General features: G+C 71.8%; 12 protein-coding genes. 3 read left to right on the plus strand and 9 right to left on the minus strand.

Annotated elements, in window-relative coordinates:
* Positions 1-19: 19 nt before the first annotated feature.
* The 3 genes from AC1HFW_RS11940 (at position 20) to AC1HFW_RS11950 (ending at position 2,984) form a co-directional block, all read left to right on the plus strand.
* The gene (locus tag AC1HFW_RS11940) at positions 20-571 is read left to right on the plus strand and encodes a TRAP transporter small permease (protein WP_241074901.1); all 552 of its coding nucleotides are present in this window, start codon (positions 20-22) and stop codon (positions 569-571) included.
* Entirely contained in the window at positions 568-1,866 is a 1,299-nt protein-coding gene (locus AC1HFW_RS11945; protein WP_006395758.1) for a TRAP transporter large permease, read from the plus strand. Before AC1HFW_RS11940 ends, AC1HFW_RS11945 begins: the two co-directional genes overlap by 4 nt.
* An 86-nt stretch (positions 1,867-1,952) precedes the next feature.
* Positions 1,953-2,984: a DctP family TRAP transporter solute-binding subunit gene (locus tag AC1HFW_RS11950; protein WP_006395759.1), complete on the plus strand. Its 1,032-nt coding sequence runs from the start codon at positions 1,953-1,955 to the stop codon at positions 2,982-2,984.
* A 155-nt stretch (positions 2,985-3,139) separates the two neighbouring features.
* Here AC1HFW_RS11950 and AC1HFW_RS11955 read toward each other — a convergent pair whose 3' ends face one another.
* The 9 genes from AC1HFW_RS11955 to AC1HFW_RS11995 all read right to left on the minus strand — a co-directional run bounded on the left by AC1HFW_RS11955 (position 3,140) and on the right by AC1HFW_RS11995 (position 22,236).
* The gene (locus AC1HFW_RS11955; protein WP_479283521.1) at positions 3,140-3,880 is read right to left on the minus strand and encodes an RNA polymerase sigma factor; all 741 of its coding nucleotides are present in this window, start codon (positions 3,878-3,880) and stop codon (positions 3,140-3,142) included.
* 2 nt (positions 3,881-3,882) lie between these two features.
* The gene (locus tag AC1HFW_RS11960; protein ID WP_479283524.1) at positions 3,883-16,338 is read right to left on the minus strand and encodes a filamentous haemagglutinin family protein; all 12,456 of its coding nucleotides are present in this window, start codon (positions 16,336-16,338) and stop codon (positions 3,883-3,885) included.
* Between the two features lie 163 nt (positions 16,339-16,501).
* Positions 16,502-17,467, minus strand: a complete 966-nt coding sequence (locus AC1HFW_RS11965) for a FecR family protein (protein ID WP_479283526.1) — start codon at positions 17,465-17,467, stop codon at positions 16,502-16,504.
* Between the two features lie 16 nt (positions 17,468-17,483).
* Entirely contained in the window at positions 17,484-18,032 is a 549-nt protein-coding gene (locus tag AC1HFW_RS11970; protein ID WP_061074275.1) for an RNA polymerase sigma factor, read from the minus strand.
* Between the two features lie 5 nt (positions 18,033-18,037).
* Positions 18,038-18,727, minus strand: a complete 690-nt coding sequence (locus tag AC1HFW_RS11975; RefSeq protein ID WP_479283529.1) for a hypothetical protein — start codon at positions 18,725-18,727, stop codon at positions 18,038-18,040.
* Between the two features lie 234 nt (positions 18,728-18,961).
* Positions 18,962-19,513, minus strand: coding sequence for a transcription elongation factor GreB (gene greB / locus AC1HFW_RS11980; protein WP_241074076.1), 552 nt, complete (start codon positions 19,511-19,513; stop codon positions 18,962-18,964).
* 82 nt (positions 19,514-19,595) lie between these two features.
* Positions 19,596-20,441: a 3',5'-nucleoside bisphosphate phosphatase gene (locus tag AC1HFW_RS11985; protein WP_006395761.1), complete on the minus strand. Its 846-nt coding sequence runs from the start codon at positions 20,439-20,441 to the stop codon at positions 19,596-19,598.
* A gap of 148 nt (positions 20,442-20,589) precedes the next feature.
* Positions 20,590-21,525, minus strand: coding sequence for an alpha/beta fold hydrolase (locus tag AC1HFW_RS11990; protein ID WP_238891008.1), 936 nt, complete (start codon positions 21,523-21,525; stop codon positions 20,590-20,592).
* 138 nt (positions 21,526-21,663) lie between these two features.
* Positions 21,664-22,236, minus strand: a complete 573-nt coding sequence (locus AC1HFW_RS11995) for a P-loop NTPase family protein (protein ID WP_479283533.1) — start codon at positions 22,234-22,236, stop codon at positions 21,664-21,666.
* Positions 22,237-22,311: the final 75 nt, after the last annotated feature.

The following is a 22,311-nucleotide window of genomic DNA, read 5'->3' on the forward strand; positions in this document are numbered from 1 at the left end:
GCGCTGGCCGTTGCCTCACATGTCACGCCCCGAAGCCCCCGCCGAGCCTGTCGAACCGATCATCCCCGCCGAAGCAGACCCCGCCGTGAAAGTGCCGCTGGCCATCGAAGACTGGCTGGCCGTGATCCTGCTGGCGGCATTGGCGCTGATTACCTTCCTGAACGTGCTGGTGCGCTACTTCACCGACCAGTCGTTCGCCTGGACCGAGGAAATCTCGGTGTTCCTGCTGATCGTGCTGACCATGGCCGGCGGCTCCGTGGCCTTCGTGCGCAACCACCACATCCGCATCGAGATCCTGGCCGACAACGGCTCGCCGCGGCGCCAGCGCATCATGGCGCTGATCTCCAACGCCTGCGTGCTGGGGTTCTTCGTGCTGCTGACGGTGCTGTCGGTCAAGCTGGTGGCCGACGAATACATCTACGAAGAGACCTCCCCCGCCATCGGCGTGCCGACCTGGTGGTATTCGATCTGGCTGCCGGTGATGGCCGCGGCCATTTCGCTGCGCACGCTGGGCACGCTGCGCCGCCTGATCAAGGCGCCGCTCGCCAAGGCCGACGGAGGCCAGGCATGATCGCAGGCATCCTGTTCGCGGTCTTCATCGCGCTGATGCTGATCGGCGTACCGGTCGGCGTGGCGCTGGGCATCGGCGGCACCGTGGCCATCGTGCTGTCCAACCTGGACACGCCCTGGTATGGCCTGCTGACCGTGCCGCAGAACTTCTACGCCGGGCTGGCCAAGTACCCGCTGCTGGCGATCCCCATGTTCGTGCTGGTCGGCTCCATCTTCGACCGCTCCGGCGTGGCCAAGCGGCTGGTGGATTTCGCCATCGCCATCGTCGGCCGCGGCCCGGGCATGCTGCCGCTGGTGTCGATCGCCGTGGCCATGTTCCTGGGCGGCATCTCGGGCTCCGGCCCGGCCTGCGCCGCCGCCGTTGGCGCGGTGATGATCACGGCCATGTCGCGCGCCGGCTACCCGGGGCCGTTCTCGGCCTCGATCGTGGCGGCGGGCGCGGCCACCGACATCCTGATCCCGCCGTCGGTGGCCTTCATCATCTATTCGGTGCTGGTGCCCGAGGCCTCGGTGCCGGCGCTGTTCGCCGCCGGCATGGTGCCCGGCATCCTGGCCGGCCTGGCGCTGATCGTGCCGGCCGTGTGGCTGTCGCGCAAGCACAAGATGGGCATGCTGGAAGCGCACCTGCCGCGCCCGCCGTTCTGGAAGAGCCTGCGCGAGGCCTCGTGGGGCCTGGCCGCGCCGGTGCTGATCCTGGGCGGCATGCGCATGGGCTGGTTCACGCCCACCGAAGCGGCCGTGGTGGCGGTGTTCTACGGCCTGTTCGTGGGCATGTTCATCCACCGCACCATCAAGCTGCGCGACCTGTACGTCATCCTGCGCGAGGCCGCCGAGCTGTCGGCCGTGATCATGCTGGTGGTGACGCTGGCCGGCATCTTCGCCTGGGCCCTGTCCACGCTCAGCGTGATCGACCCGATCACCCACGCCATCGTCAATTCCGGGCTGGGCGAATGGGGCGTGCTGGCGCTGCTGATCCTGCTGCTGATGACCGTCGGCATGTTCCTGGACGGCATCTCCATCTTCCTGATCTTCGTGCCGCTGCTGATGCCGATCGCCAAGGCCTACAACTGGGATCCGGTGTGGTTCGGCGTGATCCTGACGCTGAAGGTCGCGCTGGGCCAGTTCACCCCGCCGCTGGCCGTCAACCTGATGGTGTCGTGCCGCATCGCGCGCGTGCCGATGGAATCGACGGTGCGCTGGGTGGTGTGGCTGCTGGGCGCGATGTTCCTGGTGCTGGTGGCGGTGCTGGTGTTCCCGCAGCTGGCGCTGTGGCTGCCGCACAAGCTGGGTTATTGAGGGAACCGGACGAGGGAACGGAACGCAACCCGCCGGCATGCATTCATGACAACAACAGACAGACCCGCAAAGAGAGGAGACGCAACATGAATTTCCGCAAGCTGATCGGCGCCGCCCTGTGCGCCGCCACCGTCGCCGCCATTCCCGCGGCCGCGCAGGCGCAGAACTACAAGTCCGAATACAAGCTCTCCATCGTCGTCGGCACCACCTTCCCGTGGGGCCAGGGCGCCGAGATCTGGTCGAACCTGGTGCGCGAGCGCACCCAGGGCCGCATCAACATCAAGGTCTACCCCGGCACCTCGCTGGTGCAGGGCGACCAGACCCGCGAATTCACCGCCATCCGCCAGGGCGTAATCGACATGGCCGTGGGCTCGACCATCAACTGGTCGCCGCAGATCAAGCAGCTCAACCTGTTCTCGCTGCCCTTCCTGATGCCCGACTACGCCGCCATCGACGCGCTGGTGCAGGGCGACGTGGGCAAGGAAATGTTCAAGCTGATCGAGAAGGCCGGCGTGGTGCCGCTGGCCTGGGGCGAGAACGGCTACCGCCAGCTCAGCAACTCCAAGCGCGAGATCAAGCGGCCCGAGGACATGAAGGGCATGAAGCTGCGCGTGGTCGGCTCGCCGCTGTACATCGACACGTTCACCGCGCTCGGCGCCAACCCGACGCAGATGAGCTGGGCCGACGCCCAGCCGGCGCTGGCCAGCGGCGCGGTCGACGGACAGGAAAACCCGCTGTCGATCTACACCGGCTCCAAGCTCTACACCGTCGGCCAGAAATACCTGACGCTGTGGAACTACGTGGCCGACCCGCTGATTTTCGTGGTCAACCGCGAAGTCTGGAATTCGTGGTCGGAAAAGGACCGCGACATCGTGCGCCAGGCCGCGCTGGACGCCGGCAAGCAGCAGATCGTGATCGCGCGCAAGGGCGTCACGCCGGAAGATCCGTCGCTGCTCAAGGAAATCGAGGGCCACGGCGTCACCGTGACCTCGCTGAGCCCGGCCGAGCATGACGCCTTCGCCAAGGTCACCCAGCCCGTCTACGACAAGTGGAAGAAGCAGATCGGCGAAGACCTGGTCAACCTGGCCGAGAAGTCCATCGCCGCCCGCAAGAAATAATCCCGCCGAGACAACGACAGGAAGCCAACCGAACAAGCAGCAAGCCCCAGGGGAACGGGCGGCGCAAGCCGCCCACCGAGGCAGGGACGTCAGATCCCGCCCACCAAAGACGGGCGCCGGCCACAAGCCGGCGCCCGTCACCTTTTCGGCGGCCGTCACGCGCAGGCGACGGACCGCTCCAGTCGTTCGGCGCAGTGCCGCAGCGCCTGCCGCAGCGCCGTGTCGATCGAGCGTGTCGACAGGCCCAGCCAGCGCGCCACCTCCTCACGGCTGCGCCCTTCCACCCGCAGCGCCACCAGCACCGCGTGCTGCTGGCGCGACAGGCCTTCCATGGCGCGCGCCAGCGCCGCCAGCGTCGAGCGCGCCTCGGCGCTGGCCAGCGGACCCGGCGCGGCGTCGCACAGATCAGGGCAGCCGGCCTCGGGATCATCGAGCGATACGCTGGACGGCTGCGCCCGCAAGGCGTCGATCGCCAGGTGGCAGGCCATGCGGAACACATAGGCGTCGGCGTTCGCGACCTCGCCCGCCACCGGACGCGCCAGCCGCAGCCAGGCGCCGTGCAGGCCTTCGCTGGCCAGGTCCGCGCAACCCAGGCGCCGCGCCAGGCGGCCATGCAGAGCCGTGTAGCGCTGCACCAGATGGTCGCGCAGGCGCGCGGCGGTCCCGGCCGCGGACGGCGGCGCATCGCCGCCCGCCGCATTGGCCGCGTTCGCCGCCGGCGCGGTCCGCGCGCCCGCCAGCCGCATATAGCCGCCCACCAGGCTGTCCGGCGCCAGGCCGGGGTCCGTGGCCGGCCAGGGCGTGGCCCGCGCCGCCCCCCAGTCCGGCGTGTCGCGCCAGGCCCGCGGCGGCGCGAGCCCGGCCCGCCGGCTCGCGCCGGGAATCGGGTTCATCATGGCTACAACGGACCCAGGTTGTCGCGCTCGCGCTCGGTCAGCTGCTGGCGCGCCTGCGCCGGCAGCTCGCCCAGCCCCAGCACCCGCACCGCGCTGGCCGGATCGTAGGCCGCCGCAGCGCCCGCCGGGGCGGCTTGCGCCGCGCCCTCGCCCGGCGCCGGCTCATTGCCGTAGCCCAGGATCTGCACCGAAATGATGGACGGCTGCGACTGCCGCGACGCCGCCCGTGTGCGGGCCGCGTCGCTCTCGGCCGAAGCCGCCGCGGCGCTGGAGGCCGCGCTGGCCGAACTGAGCGCGCCCGTGTTGACCGCGGCCGTCACCGGCACCCCGGCGCTGGAACCCTGCGCCTGGATGTTGGCCGCGTTGACCACGTGCAGCGCGGCCACGTTGACGTTGCCCGAACTGCGCACGCCGGCCTCGCCCGGATCGATGGTGCCCAGCGGCGCGATCAGGTCGATATCGCCGCGCGGCACTTCCGGAATCGGATTGAGCGTGGCGATGCCGGCCCCTGACGACGGCACCTGCGGCGCCATGACGACGTTGCCCATCGGGTCGTACTCGCGCCGCGGCGGCGTATAGACCACCGTGGTCTTGGCGCCGCGGCCGGCGTTGATGTCGCCCTCGGCCGACCACGCCAGGATGTCGCCGCCGAAGGTGGTCATCACCCGCGACAGGCCCAGCAGCAGGCTGCCCTGTGAATACACCTGGATGTCGCCCTGCCCCTGCGTGATCAGGCCCGCGCTGCCCGGCGGCGTGATGCCCGGCACGCCGACCACGATCTGGCCGCCCGGCGCCAGCAGCTGGATCGAGCCGCCGGCCACGGTGCGCACGCCCGAGGCGCCCGACATGGCGATGCCGCCTTCGCGCGCCACGCCCTCGGGGAACAGCGCGGCGATGGCCTGGCGGCCCCGCAGATAGGACCCCGGGCGCGGACCCTGGGCGTCGTTGTACTCGCGGCCGCCGGCGCGCAATTCGGCGAAATAGACCGAGCGCAGGAAGCCAAGGCGCAGCGCCAGCGGCATCGCCGCGAAGCGCGCCAGCACCTCCTCGTCGCTGCCGCTGAAGCCATCCTGCGACCGCAGCCAGTCCGCCAGCTCGCGCTCGTAGGTATGGACCACCTTGCCGGGCTGGCCTGACAGGGGCTGGCCGGACAGCGCGCGGTTGGCCGGATCCAGGTACAGCCTGGCGAGGGCGTCATAGTCGGGCCCGGCCTCGCCGACGCCCACGGTGATGGCAATGCTGGCGCCTGGCCGCCTGTCGCCGCGCAGCGCCGGCCCGACGCTGACGATGCTGGCGCGGTCTTCCTGCAGCAGGTTGCGGCCCGCCACCACGTCGAGCAGGCCGGGGCCCGCCACCTTGACGTCGGCATACCAGATGTCGCGGCCGGCACGCAGCAGCGACACGTCGGACGCGCCGTTGTGCACGAAGGTGCCGCCCAGGGCGACGATGTCGCGTCCGGCCAGCGCCCGCACCGGCGTGGCCGCGCGCAGCCAATTCAGGATCGTGCGGTTCGATTGCGCGCCATAGTCCGCCGTCATGCCGGCGGTCAGGCCGACCAGGTCGCCCCGCACCGCGTAGAAGCGCGCCGGCGCGGCGCCCTCCGCGTGCAGCGGCCGGACGCCCGGCGTATCGGGACCGAACGCGAACAGCGGATGCCAGTTCGGCGTGGGACTGACCGGCACGTCCGGGCCGAACGGCGCCGACGCGTCGATGCCGATATTGTGGTTGCCGCGCTGCCAGCCGCCGTTGGCGTCGAAGCCGGCGTAGGCGGGTTGGAACGGCGTCGGCAGGGCCGTGTCCGCCCCCGACATGCTCACCGGCGAGCCCCCGCCATAGATCGACTGCTGCGCCAGAAAGGTCAGCTCGCCGCTGGCCGACGGCGCCAACAGCAGGCCGCCGCGTGGAGCCGTATCAGGAGCGCCGGTCTTGATGGAACGTCCGTAATAGATGCTGCCCGAGGCCGCCATCACCCGCAGGATCGACGGGTAGACGGTCACGTCGTCGCCCTTGATGACGGACGCCGAGCCTTCCGTCATATAAGTCAGCGCGGTGGAAGGCGTGGCATTGCCGCCCGCGCTCACCAGGTTGATGGCGGTCGCTGGCGTCCACAGCGAGAACCAGCTCTGCCCGCCGCCCGAGGTCAGCGCGCTGCCCGGCGACTGCACCGAGGTATTGAGCGTGCGCACGCGGCCGCCATCGGACACGCCCGACAAGACCAGGTCGCCCAACGTCTCCAGGTAGACGCCGGTGTCGCCCGGCACCACAGTGATGCCGCCGCTCGCCGCGGCCAGGGTCGACGTGAACGGGTCGATCGGGCGCGCATCCATGGCGTCGCCGTCAAAGCCGGGCTGCTGAAGGGCGCTCTTGCGATACAGCTGGCGGGCGCCGCCGATGGCGCTGGCCGCGATCTGGATCGTGCCGCGCAGGTTGGTCACCATGCCGTCCAGGTCCGGCTTCTGGGCATTGGTGGTGTATTGCGTGGCGTGCTGGGTGGCGTCGAAATCGGGGTTCCAGGCGCCGCCCAGGCGCACCTTCAGGTCGCCGCCGCCGGTCAGCGTCAGGCTGCCATCGGCGCCGACGCGCCCGGTGCTGCCCACCGCGGCCACCAGGCCCTGGCTGCGCGGCGGCCGGCCGCCGTAGATGTCGGCCGGCCGCGTCGCGATGACGCCGGCGTCGCCGCCCGCCTGGATGCTGAGGTTGCCGCCGCCCAGGGTGCCGAAGCCGGTGAAGCCCACCAGGTACGGTTCCTTATTGTCGGCCGAGATGCCGCCGAGCGGCACCGCGTAGGCGCCGAAGTTGATCCACCACGACGCTGGCAGCGCGTCCGAGCCCTGGCGCCAGAGCCAGTTGCCGACGCTGGCGCTGGCGGTCTGGGCGCGCTCGGGCACGCGGAATTCGGTCCACAGGTCGCCGCTGATGCCGCCGCCCACCGCGATATCCAGGTTGCCGCCGTGCTCCGGGTACCAGGCGCGATAGACACTGTTGGCCGCGCCGTAGTCGCCCTGCTGCGGCCCCAGCAGCGATACGCTTTCGATGCCGCCCGCGGGATCCTGGACGTGCTTGCCGCGCGGCTGGTTGTACGGATCGGTGCCGTCGGCGCGCAGCAGCGCGGCGGACGGCGTGCCCGCCGTGTAGAAGCCGTACGGCGATTGCATGCGCAGGTCGCCGGCCGCGGCCGCGCCCAGGTCGGCCGCGCCGGTGCGCACCACGCTGAACATCGGCGCCAGCAACTGCGAGGCGATGATGTCCTTGATGGGCGCGATTTCGGTCTTGCACATGCCGGGGGCAAGATCGCAGACGCCTTCCATGCCCTCCATGACGGGCGTGCCTTCCACCTCGCCGATGATGTCATAGGCGGCAGGCCCCCACACCAGCGAAACCCGCTTCGGGTCGATCACGCACAGTCCCGGCAGGACGTCGCAATCGCTGACCCACTCCGGGTCCACCGGCTCGCCTTCCGGATAGCCGTAGTCATTGGGCGCGTACACCATGCCGACGCCGCCCGGCGTGACCTTCAGCCGCGCCGAGGCGTGCGAATCGGCCAGCATCAGCGACCCGCGCGAGGCCGGATCGACGGCGCGCGGATCGGCCGAACCCAGGTCGGCGCCCGCGGTCAATTGCAGGCTCCAGCTGGTCGTGCCCTGCGGCAGCATCGGCGCCAGGGCCCAGTTGGCGCCCTGGAATTCGCCCGTCCTGGGACGCAGGTCGATCGGCTTGTCGTCCGGCAGCTCGACCTTGGTCAAGGCCGGGATCACGGCGCCGCGCGCCAGCGGCAGCACGCCGCTGGCCGTCATCGCCACCGGCAGGGCCACGCCCTTGGGCCAGGTCAGCGCCGCCACCTGCGTCTCGCCGCGCAGCACGGTGCCCGCGCCCAGTTTCATGCCCGGATCGAGCGTAATGTCGGCGCCGGGCACCGTGCCCGCGCGCCAGGCCACCGAGCCGTCCCGGTAATACACGTCCGCCGCCAGCACCATGCCGGCGGGCAGCACGTAGGAGCCGGCCAGTTCCACCATGACCGGCAGCGTCACGCCCTTGGGCAGGGCGACGCCGTCGGCGGGCAGGTCGTAGTTCAGCACGGCGTGCTTGGGAAAGAGGGTGCCCTTGTCCAGCGACACGCCATCGATGGGAATCACCACGTCGCTGCCGAACGGCGTGCTGCCGTCGCCCGCCTTGGTGCGCCATTCGACCAGGTACCAGCCCTGATCGTCCGGCGTGGTCGGCGGCGGCGCGAAACCGTCGTTGATGCTGCCATGCAGGGTCAGGTCGCCGGCGGCCCGGATGTTCAGCACGCCCGGCTCACCGAAGCCGCGGCGCGCGGCATCTAAGCGGTCGGCGCCCGGCCCGTAGCGAAAGCCCGACAGGTCCAGGTCGCCCACCACCGTCAGGTTGCCGGCGGGGTTGATCAGCGGATCGCTGACGATGTCCACGCCCGGCCTCAGGCGGTAGCCGTCCAGGCCGGCCAGCCGCGCGCGCAGCGCGCCGTTGCCCAGCGCGGCATTGATGAACATCTGGTTGTCGCCGTCGATGCGGATCAGCATGTCCTGCGTGATGAGCTGCGGCTTGTTGCCGGAGACGTCGGGCAGGTCCGCCAGCGGCGCGTCGGCGTATTCGCGGAAGGCATTGACCGCGACCATCCTGGCGCCGCGCACTTGGGGCGTGCCTTGCACCAGGATGGCCACGTCATTGGCGCCCGCGCCATCGCCGCGCGGACCGGCGCCGCCGACCCGGCGCGCATTCAGGTCGAGGGTGCCGCGGGCGACGCCGTCATGGCCGTCGGCCTCGGTGCCGGCGCGCAGGTCGATGGCGGCCGCCGGCCCCAGGGTCAGCGTGCCGTTGCGCGAGGTCAGCGAGACCAGCGCGCGGTTGGGGCTGTCGATGATCTTGCCGTAGCTGTCGCGGCGCAGGCCGGTGGCGTGCGTGTCCAGCGCGCCGAGCACGGTCAGGTCGCCGTTGGCGGCCAGCCGGATCGCGCCCGGCTGCAAGCCGCTGGCGTCGATGCGGCCGGCCACGGTCAGGTTGCCGCCGTCTACGGTGATGCTGACCTGTCGCGCGCGCACCTCGTCGCCCACGACCAGGTCGCCCTGCTTGGTCTGAAAGCGGCGCGCGCCGAACACCTGGCCCTGGGTCAGGCGCGTGTTCAGGCCGGCGAAGTCCGCCAGCGTCTGCGCTCGCACTGTGATCTCGGCGCCGTCGTACGGCACCCACGTGCCGCCCGCGTCGTACAGGCCCGACGCGCCGCCCAGGATCGAACCGGCCAGGTCCACCCCGCCGGCCGCGGCGCCCAGCGCCGTCACCGCCAGCGTGCCGCCACGCTGGTTGCGCGCCGACAGGTCGATGACCGAGCCGGCCGCCTGCTCGATGTTGCCCGCGGCGCTCTCCAGCACCAGGTCGCCGCCCCAGGTGTAGCCCAGCTGGTCGTAGAAACCGACCTCGCGGCCCGACAGGTCCAGGCGCGATTGCGCGCCCAGGCGGATGTCGTCGCGCGCCTTGACCGTAAGCTTGCCCGAGGCCAGCGCGATGGTGCCGTCCAGGTCCACCGAACCGCCCTCCAGCACCAGCCTGGCGCCCAGCGCGCCCGGACTGGCGGGCGTGGCCGGCGCGCCCTCCGGACGGCGCAGCGTCAGCGCGCCGCCGGTCGTCAGCGTGAGCGTGCTGGCGGCGTCGCCCGTTAGCAGCGGCGTCACGATGTTCAGGCCGCCGCCGCTGTAGCGGTAGCCCTTGCCTGCCTCATACGCACCCTGGCGGTGATAGGCCTTGAGCGTGCCAAGGCCGTTGGCGCCGACGCTGTCGCTGGCCAGCAGGTCGACACCGGCGAAGCCCAGCGCCAGGCGTTCGGCCGACAGCCAGTTCAGCGGCTGGCTTTCCGGGCCGAAGCCGAACACGATGCGCTCGGCGGCCAGCTGCAGGCGGCCGTCGCCCAGCCGATCCGCGATCGCCGCGCCCGGCGTGCTGGGGTCGTACTGGCCGGTCAGGTCGGAAGGCCGGGCCGAAATGCCGGTCCAGACCAGGTCGCGCGAACGGATCACCGCCGTATCGCCCGCGCCGCCGTAGCCGTAGATGGCGGGCGCGCCCAGCACCAGCCGGCCCACGCCCTTGCCACCGGTGGTGTCGAGCGTGACGGAACCGAACACGTTGACCGACTCGCGCGCATTCAGCACCAGGGCCTCGACCGCGGGAATCCCCGGGCCGGCATTACCCTTCAACAGCCGGTCGAGCACGCCCTGGTTCATGGCCAGGCCGGTGGGCAGGACGCCCTGCGCCGCCGCCAGCGCCAGCGCCGCTTCGTCGCCCAGGTTCAGCGCCGACATCGCCAGCAGCAGGTTGCGGGCGCCATAGCGCGCGTTGTCGGCCAGGGTGAAGGGCTTGTCGGTGGCGATCAGCAGCGTGCCCTCGCCGGCCAGCGTGGTGGTGGCGCCGGTGCACGCGCCGGCGCAAGCGCCGACGTTGATGTAGCCCGGCCCCATGGTGCCGTTCGGGGTGGCCGGCAACAGGTTGACCCAGCCGTTGGACACGCCCAGCACGCTCGTGGTGCCGGCCGAGTACACCAGGCCGGAACTCGAATCGTAGGTCGGCTTGCCGCGGCCGAGGGTGGAGATGCTGGCGCCCTCTTCCACCGTGATGCCGCCCCAGGTGGCGCCGCTGACCAGGAACACTTCGGCCGCGCTCAGCGTGGCGCCGGCGCGCAGGTCGACGGCATTGGTGGCGGACTGGAAGGTCGCGAAATTGTCGCCCGGCCGAACGGATACCGTGCCGCCGATCAGCATGCGGACGGGATTGAAGCGGTTCAACGCGGACGCCGACACCGACGCTCCGCTGTAGCCCGCCGTCGGACCGGCGCCATCGGCCAGCAACTCGATCCAGTTGCCAGTGACCTCCAGGGTGCCGTCCGTGCCGCCCTGGGCGGCGGCGAAATTCGCCGTGCCGTCAAAGGCGAGCATCGGCTTGCCGTCCTGCGCCACGCTGCGCCGGTAGCTCAGCCGCAGTGTGCGCGCGTCCGCCGCGATCTGCCCGCGCAGGCCGCCGCGGCGCTGCGCATCGGCGGCGACGAAGGCATCGTGGCTCATCTCGTTGTAGCCGGAGTGCTTGCGCACCTGGTCGCCCGGCGTCAGCAGCAACTGGCGCGGCAGCGCCGCGCGCAGGCCAGTGTTGGCCACGCCCAGGTAACCGGACGCCACCAGCGAACCCTGCGGCGTCGGCGCCGCGCCGGGCAACAGGGTCTCGGGCCCCAGTTCGACGCGATAGGCGCCCGGCATCAGCGCGTAGGCCGCCGGCATCAGGGTGTAGACGCCGGCTTTCAGGCCGCCCGCATCCTGCGCCAGCGTCAGCGTCTGGCCCACCTCCGGCTCGTTGCCGGCGCTATCCGGCGCCACCGGCGCATACTGGCCGGCATAGCCCGGCACGATGGCGTAGACGCGGTTGCCGGCGGCACTGTTGCGCAATAGCGGGTTGGCGTTGACCAGCGGCGTGCGCAGGATGTCCACCGAACCGCCGCGGCCGGTGACGAAGGCCGCGCCGCGCAGGTCGCCGCCCCCGCTCAGGTCCAGCACCGCGCCCTGGTAGCCCGTGAGCGTATGCCCGACGAACTCGATGCCGCCGGCGTTCTGCTGGCGCAGTTCCAGCGCCTTGCCCGCGTAGGTGTAGGCCAGGCCGTCCGCGGTGCCGCCATAGGGCACCATCACGCCCGCGCCGCTGACCGACGTCAGGCTGCCCGGCATCAGTTCGACCGAGCGAGCCCGGGACGCGTCACCATTGCGCGCGTCCTCGCCCACCACGATTCCACCCATCGGCGCGCGGATGGTGCCCGCCTGGATCACGGTGTCCGCGCCCAGGCTGAGCTTGCCGAATACCGACAGCGGCGGCGCGGCATCCGTGCCGGCTTGCCGCAGGATTTCCAGGCGCCGGCCCGGCGCGTAACCGCCCCAGATCGTCGCGCTGGCGCCCGTGGCCGGATACAGCTGCGCGCTGGTGATGCGCAGGTCCCCCAACGTGCCCAGTTCCGTCGTGGCATCGCCAGACAGGCCGCGGCCCGCCTGGCCGCCCAGCAGCCGCACGTCGCCGCGGCTGTCCAGCCGCACCTGGTCGAAGCCGCGCCGGTCCACCTGCACCGCGGAACCATCGGCCATGCGTATCGCGCCCTGCGCGCCGAAGCCGACGCGGTCGCGCACGTCGATCAGGTCGGCGCTCGCTGTGAAGGTGCCGATCCCCGGCCGCGCGGACGCGCCGTCGCGCCATGTCACCGTGGGCGTGACGCCATCGCCCCGGGCGCGCGACGCGCCCGCCAGCCGCAGGTACGGCGCCGCCAGGTTCACCGCGGCATCTGCCGGCGCGCGGTCGGTCACCGCATAGCTGCCCGCATAGAAGCGCAGGCTCTGAGACGCGGACAGCGACACGTCGCCGTCGAAACCCAGGATGCCATTGACCAGCAACGACAGGTTGCCGAAGCCGCCCGCCTCGAATTGCTGCACGGACAGGCGGGCCGCGCCATGGCGCAGCGCCGGATCGACCTGGCCCGGCAACAGGTTCGCCGCCAGCCCGCTGGGCTGCGCCGCCTGCGACAGGATCAACTCGCGCGCGCCGCGCACGGCGTCGTCGACGCTGACCGAGAGCGGGAACGTCGGCGTCTCCAGCGCCAACGCCAGCGTCCCGCCAGCGGCGCCGGCGCCGCCCGCGAAGGCGCGCATCTCGCCGTCCAGGAACAGCCCGTAGGTGGTCTTCATCACGATCTGGCCGCCGTCGCCGGCCAGTTCGCGCGCGCCCAGGCCATTGCCGCGCACGGCATCGATGGCGATGCGCGAACCGGAGGCGTCCAGCAACGCGCCGGGCCGGATCACGATGGCGATGTCTTGCGCATTGGCGGCGGCGCCGCTGGCGTCCCAATCCAGCGCGCCGCCCAGCAGGATGCTGCCGCCGGCCGGCGCATTGCCGTAGCGCAGGCCCTGTGCGTCGAGCCCGCCCACCGCCTGGCCGGACACGTCCAGCAACGCGCCGCCGCCGATCCAGATGGCGCGGTTGTGGGTCTTGGACGCGGGGCTGTCGCGCCGGTCGGTCGCCGGCGCCACGATGTCGGCCTCGATGCGGCCGCCACGCGCCCGCAGCGTGCCGTCCACCGTGATGCGGCTGTTGCCGCCGCCCAGCAGTCGGATCGTGCGGCCCGGATCGACCGTCACCCGCGCGCCGGCGCCGATGACGATGTCGGCGCCATCCTCGATGCGCTGCGAACGCAGCGTCAGGTCCGCGCCGGCGCGCGGCGTCAGGCGCGCCTTGACCGGATCGTCCTGGTACTCGGGCGGCAGCCACAGTTCGGGCGTCGCGCCCGCGTCGGCGCCGGGCGCCGTGTAGCGGTAGACGGGCGCCACCACGTCCAGCACCGCGCCCGGCGCGACCCGCACGCCGCCGCGACCGTTGATGTCGTAACTGGCGAAGCCGGTCCGCAACAACGACGGATCCAGCCACAGCGCGCCGTCGATGGCCGCTTCGCGCGCGCCGCCGATCCGCACCACGCCATCGCGCTCGATCGTCAGCGTGCCGCCGCCCGTCATGCCATAGCCGCGCAGTTGCGCGTCCATCACCAGCACGCCATTGGCGGCGCCCTCGACGTCCGGCGTGCCCGCCCGCAGGCTCACGTCGCCGCCCTTGCCGCCGCGCGTCGCGCCCTTCTGCAGCAGCGCGCCGCCGGACGACACGTCGATCAGCGCGCCGCTTGCCAACGTGATGGCGTGGGGCGACGCCAACGTCACGCTGCCGCCGTCCAGGCGTCCCAGTTGCGGCGTCGCGCCCTCCTGGCGCCGCAGGTCGACCCAGCGGCCGCTGGCGTCCAGCACCGCGCCATCGCGCAGCAGGATCGCCGCCTCGCCCGCCGAGGACAGGGCGCGCGGCTTGGCGCTTGTATCCGCCGACACGAAAATATTGCTCAGGCCGATGTCGCCGCCGCGCGCGGCAAGGGCGGCGCCCACGTCGATCCGGCCCCCGGTCAATGCCACCCGCCCGCCATCGGCCAGAGTCACCGCGTCGGCCACCGTCACCGTGCCGGCCGTGGCCAGGTCCAACCCGCCCAGGCCGCGCGCCGACAGCGTGGCCGCATCCAGCCACAGCGTGCCGATGCGCGCGGCATCGAGCGCATCGCCCGCCGCCATGCCTTGGGTGATGTCGCCATGACGGCCCAGCCGCACATCGGTGGCGTAGACCTCGATGCGACCCAATGCGCCATAACGCCCCGAGGCCAGCGTGCCCGCGCGCGCCACCGACAGATGGCTCTGTTGATAGCCATCGGCCGCCGCCTCGCGCGCCCGGGTCTGGCGCGCGCCGTCGTACACCGTGGCCACGATCTCGCTTTCCAGCACCGCGGTGGGCGCCGACAGCACCAGTTGGCCGGCGTCGCGGCCCACCGTGTAGCCCGCCTCGCGGCGCGTGCGCGGCGCCAGCAACGGATTGTCGAAATAACGCGTGGCGTTCTCGCCCCAGCGCTGGTGGCGGTCCTCGTAACCCTTGTAGACGCCGGTGTAGAGCACGTCCAGCGGCGCCGTGGAGGCCTCGTACAGGCGGCCGTCGGCGCCGCGCAGCCAGCTCAGGTTGACCGTGCCGTCGGCCACGTCGAGCGTGCCGCCCGCCAGGTTCACGCGCGACCCCGCCTGCGCCACCACTTCCTTGCCGCCCAGCGTGACCGTGCCGCCCTGCGCCGCCCACTCGCCGATGCCGTGGCCGACGTTGCCCAGGTAGCCGCCCACTTCCAGCAGGCCGCCGGCGGTGTACCAGCGCTCGCCCTCGTAGCCGCCGGCGCCGGCCGCCACCTTGATCAACATGCGGCGGTCGACCCAGACGTCGCCGTTGAACAGCTTGCCGGCGTCGCGGTTGCCGGGCGCGTCGCGCAGTTCGTTGCCCTGAACGTTGACCTTGATGCTGTTCGATTCCATCGAAATGCGCGCGCCCACCAGGCCCGCCACGTCCAGCTCGGCGCCGTCGGCGACGAAGCTGCGGCGCGTCGCGCTGGCGGCGATCTGGCCGCCGGTGGCCAGCGCCAGGGCGCCACCCTGGAACTGGATGTCGCCACCGCTGACGATCTCGATGCGCGACTGGTCGCGCCGGTCCGACAGGCGCGACAGGTTGTCGAATGCGCCAAAAGCGGCGCGCTGGCGCAGCAGGTCCTGTTCGGCCGACTCCTTGATCAAGGCGCTGCGCTGGCTGTCCAGCACGGTCGAGCCATCGTCATCGATCAGCACGGCGGTCACCGATTGCGCCCCCAGCACGATACTGCCCAGGTTGTCGGACGCCCCATTGAGCAGGTGGATAGTGCCGCGCGTTCGCGTGGTGGTGGTCGCCAGCGCCACGCCTTCCTGGCGCACGTCGCGGCCGGCCAGCGTCACGTCGCCCTCGGCCGCGGTGATCAGCCCGGTGTTGCGCACCAGGCCGCCGGTCGCGCCCTGGCGCGGCGCGATTTCGTTGCCGCGCGTGGTGGAGATGGTGTTGTCCTGGGTACCGACGCCGCGCCGGATGACAAAGCTGTCGCCCGCCGCCAGTTGAGCCTGGCCGCGCGGCGTGGTGATGGCGCCGGCGTTGTGGACCTCGTTGCCCATCAGCAGCACATAGCCGCCGCCCTGCGTCACGCTGCCGGGCGCGTGCGTCTCGATGCGCGCGCCCGGCCGCACCTCGACCTGGCCCAGCGCGTCGGTGAAACTGGCCGTCGTGCCCTGCGCGCCATACAGGCCGCGCTCGCGGAATTGCTCGTCGCTGATCCTGCCCGCCGCCGCGACCAGGTTGCGCACGTTGACCTGGCTGCCGCCGTCGAACACCACGCCGTTGCGGTTGACCAGCAGCACCGTGCCCGCCGCCTTGATCTGCCCCTGGATCTGGCTGGGACGCCCGGCCGGGTCATTGACGCGGTTCAATACCGCCCAATCGGCCTGCTGGCGGAAATCCACCGTGGTGTTGCGGCCGACGTTGAACGTTTCCCAGTTGAGGATGGCGCGATCCGCGGTTTGCGTCACGGTCACCGTGGCGCGTCCGTCGGCCACGCTGGCGACCGGCGCCTGCGCGTTGATCCAGCCGCGCGTCAGCGCCTGCGTATCGACCTTCAGCCCGCCCTCGGCCAGTCCATCCGGCGCCGCGCCGCCAGCGGCCTGGCGCGCGGCCGCCTGTGCCGCCTGCTGGGCCGCGATGGCGGCCGCCGTGCGGCTCAGGTTGCTGAGCGAATGCTGCAATTGCTGGCGCGCCTGCGCCTGTTGTCGCGCCGCCGTCGGCACCCCCGCGATGCTGCCGTCGGGCGCGCGGCCGGTGGCCTGCGTCTGCTGGCTCGCCGCTCCCTTGGCCGCGAACCAGCCGCTGCTGAACGCGGCGGGCGCGGCCTGGGCGCCTCCCGCAGCCAGCATCAGCAGCAGCGCCGCCGGCACCGGCTTGAGCCGTGCGCGCCAGGGGTTGGCCGCGACGGAACGGGCCGAGGGGAACTTGCGGGAAGGCGATGTCATGACGGGCAATCCTGATCCGAGTAGCCAATTGGGAAGCGGCCTGCCGTCCACGCCCTGCGATGCGTGACGGCGGCCCATATCCCAATGACGCGGATCGGATCGGGAATGGCTACCGGAATCAGGAAGGTTTTTTGTAACAGCGGCATGGGCCGGCCGCGGCGGGTCAGCTCAGCAGCACGATGCCGCCCGGCAGGCGGGTCAGTTGCGCGCCGTACAGGTCGCGCAGCATGCGCAGCGCCAGGTCGGTCTCGTTGATGGCGAAGCGCATGCGCACGCGGCGTGACGCCAGTTCGGCATTGCGCAGCAGCACCCGGCCCGGACGGTAGCGGTTGATCTCGTCCACCACCTCGGCCAGCGTCTGGCCCGAGAAGCTGAGCGAGCCGCTGCGCCAGCCCTCGACCTCGCCGAGATCGGCGGTCGCTACGTCGCGCAGGCCGGCCTGGTCGTAATTGAGCTGCTGCCCCTGCGCCAGGGTGCGCCGGCGGCCATCCTGCTCGACATCGACCCGCCCTTCCAGGCAGGTGACGCAGACCTGCGGCCCGGTGTAGCGCAGATTGAAGCGCGCCTGGCGCGCATGCGTGACGCCGGCGCCGGCGTAGACCGCCACCGCCTCGCCCGCGCCCGCCTGCACCTGCGCTTCGCCAGCCACCAGCTCGATGACCGCGCCGCCGCCCTCGGCCGCGCGCCGGTTGATGCGCGTCTGGGTATTCATCTGCACATGCAGGCCATCGGCCAGCGCCAGCTCGCGCTGCTCGGCGGTGCCGGTGCGGAAATCGGCCGAAAACTCCAGCAGCGACGGCCACAGCGACAGCGGCGGCCAGACCGCCAGCGCCGCGCCGCCGGCGGCCAGCGCCGTGCCGAAGAAGGCGCGACGGCCGGGATGGTGCGCGGCCCGCCGCGCCGGCGGATGCGCCAGGCCAGGATCACGCGCGGCCGCCCGCTCCAGGACCGGCCCCATCTCCCGCCACAGGCGCGCCACCTCGTCCCAGGCGCGCGCATGCGCCGGGCTGCTGGCGCGCCATAGCCGGAACGCCTCGGCATCGCCGCGCGTGGCGTCCCGGTCGCGCAGGCGCAACCACCATTGCTCGGCTTCGCGCCGCAGGCGGTCGGGAGTGTCGGGGGAATTCATGGCGCCGATCATCGTGTCAGAATTTGCGGCGGCCAACAAGCTCGCCATTGGCCACGGCGTCGCTATCGGCCATGCGAGCGCGGCAATGGCGCATGGCGGCGCTCAGTTCCTTCTTCACCATCGCCACCGAAATCTGGAACCGCTCGGCGATCTCCGCATTGAGCAGGCCATCGACCCGCGCCGCCGCCAGGATCGCGCGCTGGCGCGGCGGCAGTTCCTGCATGGCCGCCTCCAGCGCCTGCACGTCCAGGCGCGCGGCCACCACGCGCTGCGGATCGGCGGTCTCGTCGGCCACGTGCAGCAGCGCCTCGCGCTCGTCGTCGCCCAATGGCTCGCGGTTACGGCGCCAGTCGTCGGTGGCGATGCGCGCGGCCATGCGCAACAGGTAGGCGTCGGGATTGAGCACCGGGCCGGCCGGCTTGGCCGTGTCCAGCCGCAGCCAGGTCTCGTGCAACGCGGCCGAGGCCTGGTCGCGCGAGCCAACGATGCGCTCCAGGCTGCGGCGCAGCTCCGCATAGCGGGCGATCAGGCGCAGGCGCAGCAAGGCCGAGGACAGGATCGACATGCCGCTCACCCCGCCTGCCGGCCCGCGGCCGGACAATTGGCGCCGCCGGGCAGCAACAGCACCGACACTGGCTGCGGCATGCCCGCGGGCGGCGCCGCGCCGACTTCCATGCCCTGCAGCGCGCGCGTCACCGCGGCGTCGACCCGCGCGCTGCCGGTGGTGTCGAGCAGCCGCAGGCGGGTCACCTGGCCGCCATCGTCCAGGCGCAATTGCAGGGCCAGCCGATAGGCGCCGGGCCGCGCGCTGGCATTGCCGCACAAGGTGCGCAGCAAGGCCTTCTGCACCCGTCCGACGTAGGCGCTGAAATCCGTGCCGCGGCTGCGGGCGCCGGGAATGTCGCCGGCCGCGACCACGGGCGCGGCCGGCGTGGCGGAGGCGGCGGACGCGGCGGGCTCATACACCACGATGGCGGCGCCATCGGTCTGGCGGATGCGCAGGCCGGAGCCCGCCAGCAGCACCTGCAACGCTTCGAGCGCGGAGTAGCGGCCGGTCAGCGCCGGCGCGCGGCGGCGGGCGTGGCGCTCCTCGGTCAGCACCGCGACGCCGGCCGCATGCCCGATCGCCTCCAGGCTGTCGCCCAGCGATTGCGCCGGCAGCGCGTAATCATGCCGCTCGCCTGCCAGGCGGTCGGCCGACGCGCTGGCCGGCCGCGCCTGCGCCGCGTCCGCCGCCAGGGCGGGCGCTTCCGGGCACATCAGACACACGCCTGCCAGTGCCAGCACACTGAACGGTGCCGGGATGCATCTCATCGCGCGAAATCGGGCATAGGGATCGGGAGCCAAAAGCATCACGCCGCCCCCTTGGGCAACGCCGGCCGCAGGCTACCCGGTCGACATGACCCGGCCATGACAGGCGCGCGACAGCCGCGTCGCGTAACCCGCGCGCGGCTGCAACGGCAACGACGCAATCCCGCCGCGCCGCGCCCGGCGCTACGCCGGGTAGCGCACTTCCAGGATATCCAGTTCCTCGACCCCGCCCGGCGTGCGCAGCACCACCGTGTCGCCTTCCCGCGCCTTGATCAGCGCCCGCGCCACCGGCGAGATCCAGCTGATCTTGCCGGCCAGCGGCTCGGCCTCGTCCACGCCGACGATGGTGACGGTGTGGTCCTCGCCCGCCTTGTCGGAATACAGCACCGTGGCGCCGAAGAAGACCTGGTCGCGGTTGGGCTGGGCGGCTGGGTCGACCACCTCGGCGATGTCCAGCCGCTTGGTCAGGAAGCGCATGCGGCGGTCGATCTCGCGCAGGCGCTTCTTGCCGTAGAGATAGTCGCCATTCTCGGAACGGTCGCCATTGGACGCCGCCCACGACACCACCTGCACCACCGACGGCCGTTCCACGTTCATCAGGTGCGTCAGCTCGCCGCGCAGGCGCTCATAGCCTTCCGGCGTCATGTAGTTCTTGGTGCCGGCCGGCAACGCCTGCGCCTGCGGCAGGTCGTCGTCGTCCTCGTTGTCGGATTCTTTGACAAATGCTTTGTTCATGGCGGCGGCGCCTCGGGCGCGCAATCAGTCAGTTCAAGGGACGGCACGGACGCGCCGTGCCACAAGCCAGGCGGCGCGGCGCCTAGAACCAGTCGTGCCAGACCGGCTTCAGATCGGACGGCAGCGGCGGCAGGCGGCCCAGGTCCATCCGGCTTTCCTTGGGGCTGTGGAAGTCGGAGCCACGCGAGGCCAGGAAGCCATAGCGGCGCGCGACGTCGGCATATTGCCGCGCCTCTTCCACGGTGTGGCTGCCGGTATTGACCTCGATGCCCACACCCCCCAGCTGCAGGAATTCGTCGAACAGCGCGGCGAACTGCAGCGGCGTGTATTTGTAGCGCCCCGGGTGCGCGATGACGGCGATGCCGCCGGCGCCGCGGATCCAGCCCACCGCCTCGGCCAGCGTGGCCCATTGCATCGGCACGTGGCCGGGCCGGTCGTCGCCCAGGTGCTTGGTGAAGACAGTCTGCACGTCGGGGCAGTAACCGGCCTCGACAAGATAGCGCGCGAAGTGCGTGCGGCTGATCAACTCCGGATTGCCGGCGAACGGCAGCGCGCCTTCGTAGGCGCCGGGCATGCCCATCTCGGCCAGGCGCTCGCCGATGCGGCGGGCGCGGTCGGCGCGGCCCGAGCGCGTCTTGCGCAGGCCTTCGACCAGCGCCGTGTTGGACGGATCGAAACGCAGGCCGACGATGTGCACCGTCAGGCCCGCCCAGGTCACCGAGATCTCGACGCCGGTGGCAAAGCGCATGCCCAACTCATCGGCCATGGCCGCGGCCTCGGCCAGGCCGCCAACCTCGTCATGGTCAGTCAGCGCCCAGACATCGACGCCGTTGGCGTGCGCGCGCTGCGCCACGTCGCGCGGCGCCAGGGCGCCGTCCGAGACGGTGGAATGGCAATGCAGATCGATGTTGAGAGCGGACGGTTTCATGAGGCCTATTGTAGAGAAGCCCCGTCCCCCTGGGTAGCGCCGCCGGCCGGCGGCGTCCCCAATATGGCGGATGCAGTGGCGAAGGGGCCGCCGCGCGCGGCTACCCGGCAGGCACCACGAGCGGCGCCGCAAACGCCGCGGGCGCCCATCACGCCAGCAGGAAGTCCGCCACCGTCTTGACCTGGTCGTCGGCCATCAGCGTCGGCGCATGGCCGACGCCGGCCACTTCATACACCTGGGCGCGCGGATTGCGCTGGCGCATTTCATCGACGGTCGTGCGCGTCAGCAGGTCCGACTGCTCGCCGCGCACGATCAGGATCGGGCAGTCCACCGCGTCATACGAGCGCCACAGGATCTGCTCGCCGGCGGCCAGCTCGTCGCCGGTCTGCAGCGCCATCGGCTGCGCCAGCGCCAGGTCGTAGTGCTTGACCCACTGTCCGCCCTGCTCGGGATAGACGAAGCGCGCCAGGTGATCCCACTGCGCATCCGTGTGCGGACCGAAGGTCTCGGAATTGGCGCGCATGGCCGCCACCGCGTCGGCGAACGAACCGAACGCACCGGGCTCGCCCACGTACTGCCCGATGCGGGCCAGCGCGCCAGTCTCCAGGCGCGGGCCGACGTCATTGAGCACCAGCTTCGACAGCCGCAGGCCGTCCTGCGGCGGCAACATGCCGGCATGCGAGCGCAGCGGCAGCATGGCCCGCGCGAACGCGGCGGCGCCGGCCAGCCCCAGGCCGATCAGCCCGCCCATGGAGGTGCCGACCCACGCCAGCGTGGCCGGACGCAGCCGCGCCACCAGGGTCGCCATGTCGGACACGTACTGCGGCACGGTGTAGAACGCCGGGTTGACCAGCCAGTCCGAGCGGCCGCGCCCGACCACGTCCGGGCAGACCACGCGGAACTGCCCCGCGAGGCGCCGGGCCAGCGTATCGAAATCGCGCCCGCTGCGGGTCAGGCCGTGGACGCAGACCAGCACCCGGTCATTGGCCGGATCGCCCCATTCCCAGTAAGCCATGCGGTGCAAGCCCGCCGGGCTGGCGCAGGTGACGAATTCCAAACGGGGTTCCAGGCTCGCATCCAGCATCGTTGTGCTCCGAAAAACCGGCGCGCGGCCGCGATGGCGGCGCCGTGCATGGCCGGTATCTTATCGGAAGCGCGCGCCGGCGCCAGGACGCCGCCGGACGCGTCCACGATCCGGCCAGCGTTCGATGCCCGCTGAAGGTCAGGCCTGGCTTCTGGATACCGGCATGTCCGCCGGCAACGCGGCCAGCACCTGGTCGGCCAGGTCCGCCACGCTGGCGCGGGTATCCAGCGTCAGCACCGGACAGTGCAGCTCGCGGATCCATTGCCGGTGCCGCTCGGGCGTGCGGGTGCCCTCGACGCCGCTGTCGTAGCCGGCCGCCCATTCCAGGAAGCGCCGGCTTTTCTCCTGCGCCGCGGCATCGCTCGCCAACGCCGCCCCATAGCGCTCGGCCTCGCGTCGCCGCAGCCGGGCCATGCGTTCGGCCGCCGGCAGCCGCAGGAACACCACCAGCGTGAATTCGGGAACCAGCCCTTCGCCCCAGTTGTAGACCGAGCCGCCGCTGAGCACCCAGTCGTCATGCCCCCGCAGCCGTTCGCGGATGCGGCGCCAGCGTTCCTCCTTGGGATACTTGTCGGTGAAGGGCGGATCGGTCGGCACCCAGTAGTAGTCGTCGGCTTCCAGGTGGGGCACGTCCAGGCGCTCGCCCAGCACCGCGCCCAGCGTGGTGGCGCCGCAGCCGGATGCGCCGAAAAGATGAATGCGCGTGGCCATGGGACTCCCCTTGAAACGGACGCGACACGGCGGATCGCGGCCCGCCGACAACAGGCAACCAGTGTAGCGGCGTTC

It is taken from the genome of Achromobacter sp. ISS7 (genome assembly GCF_056523125.1).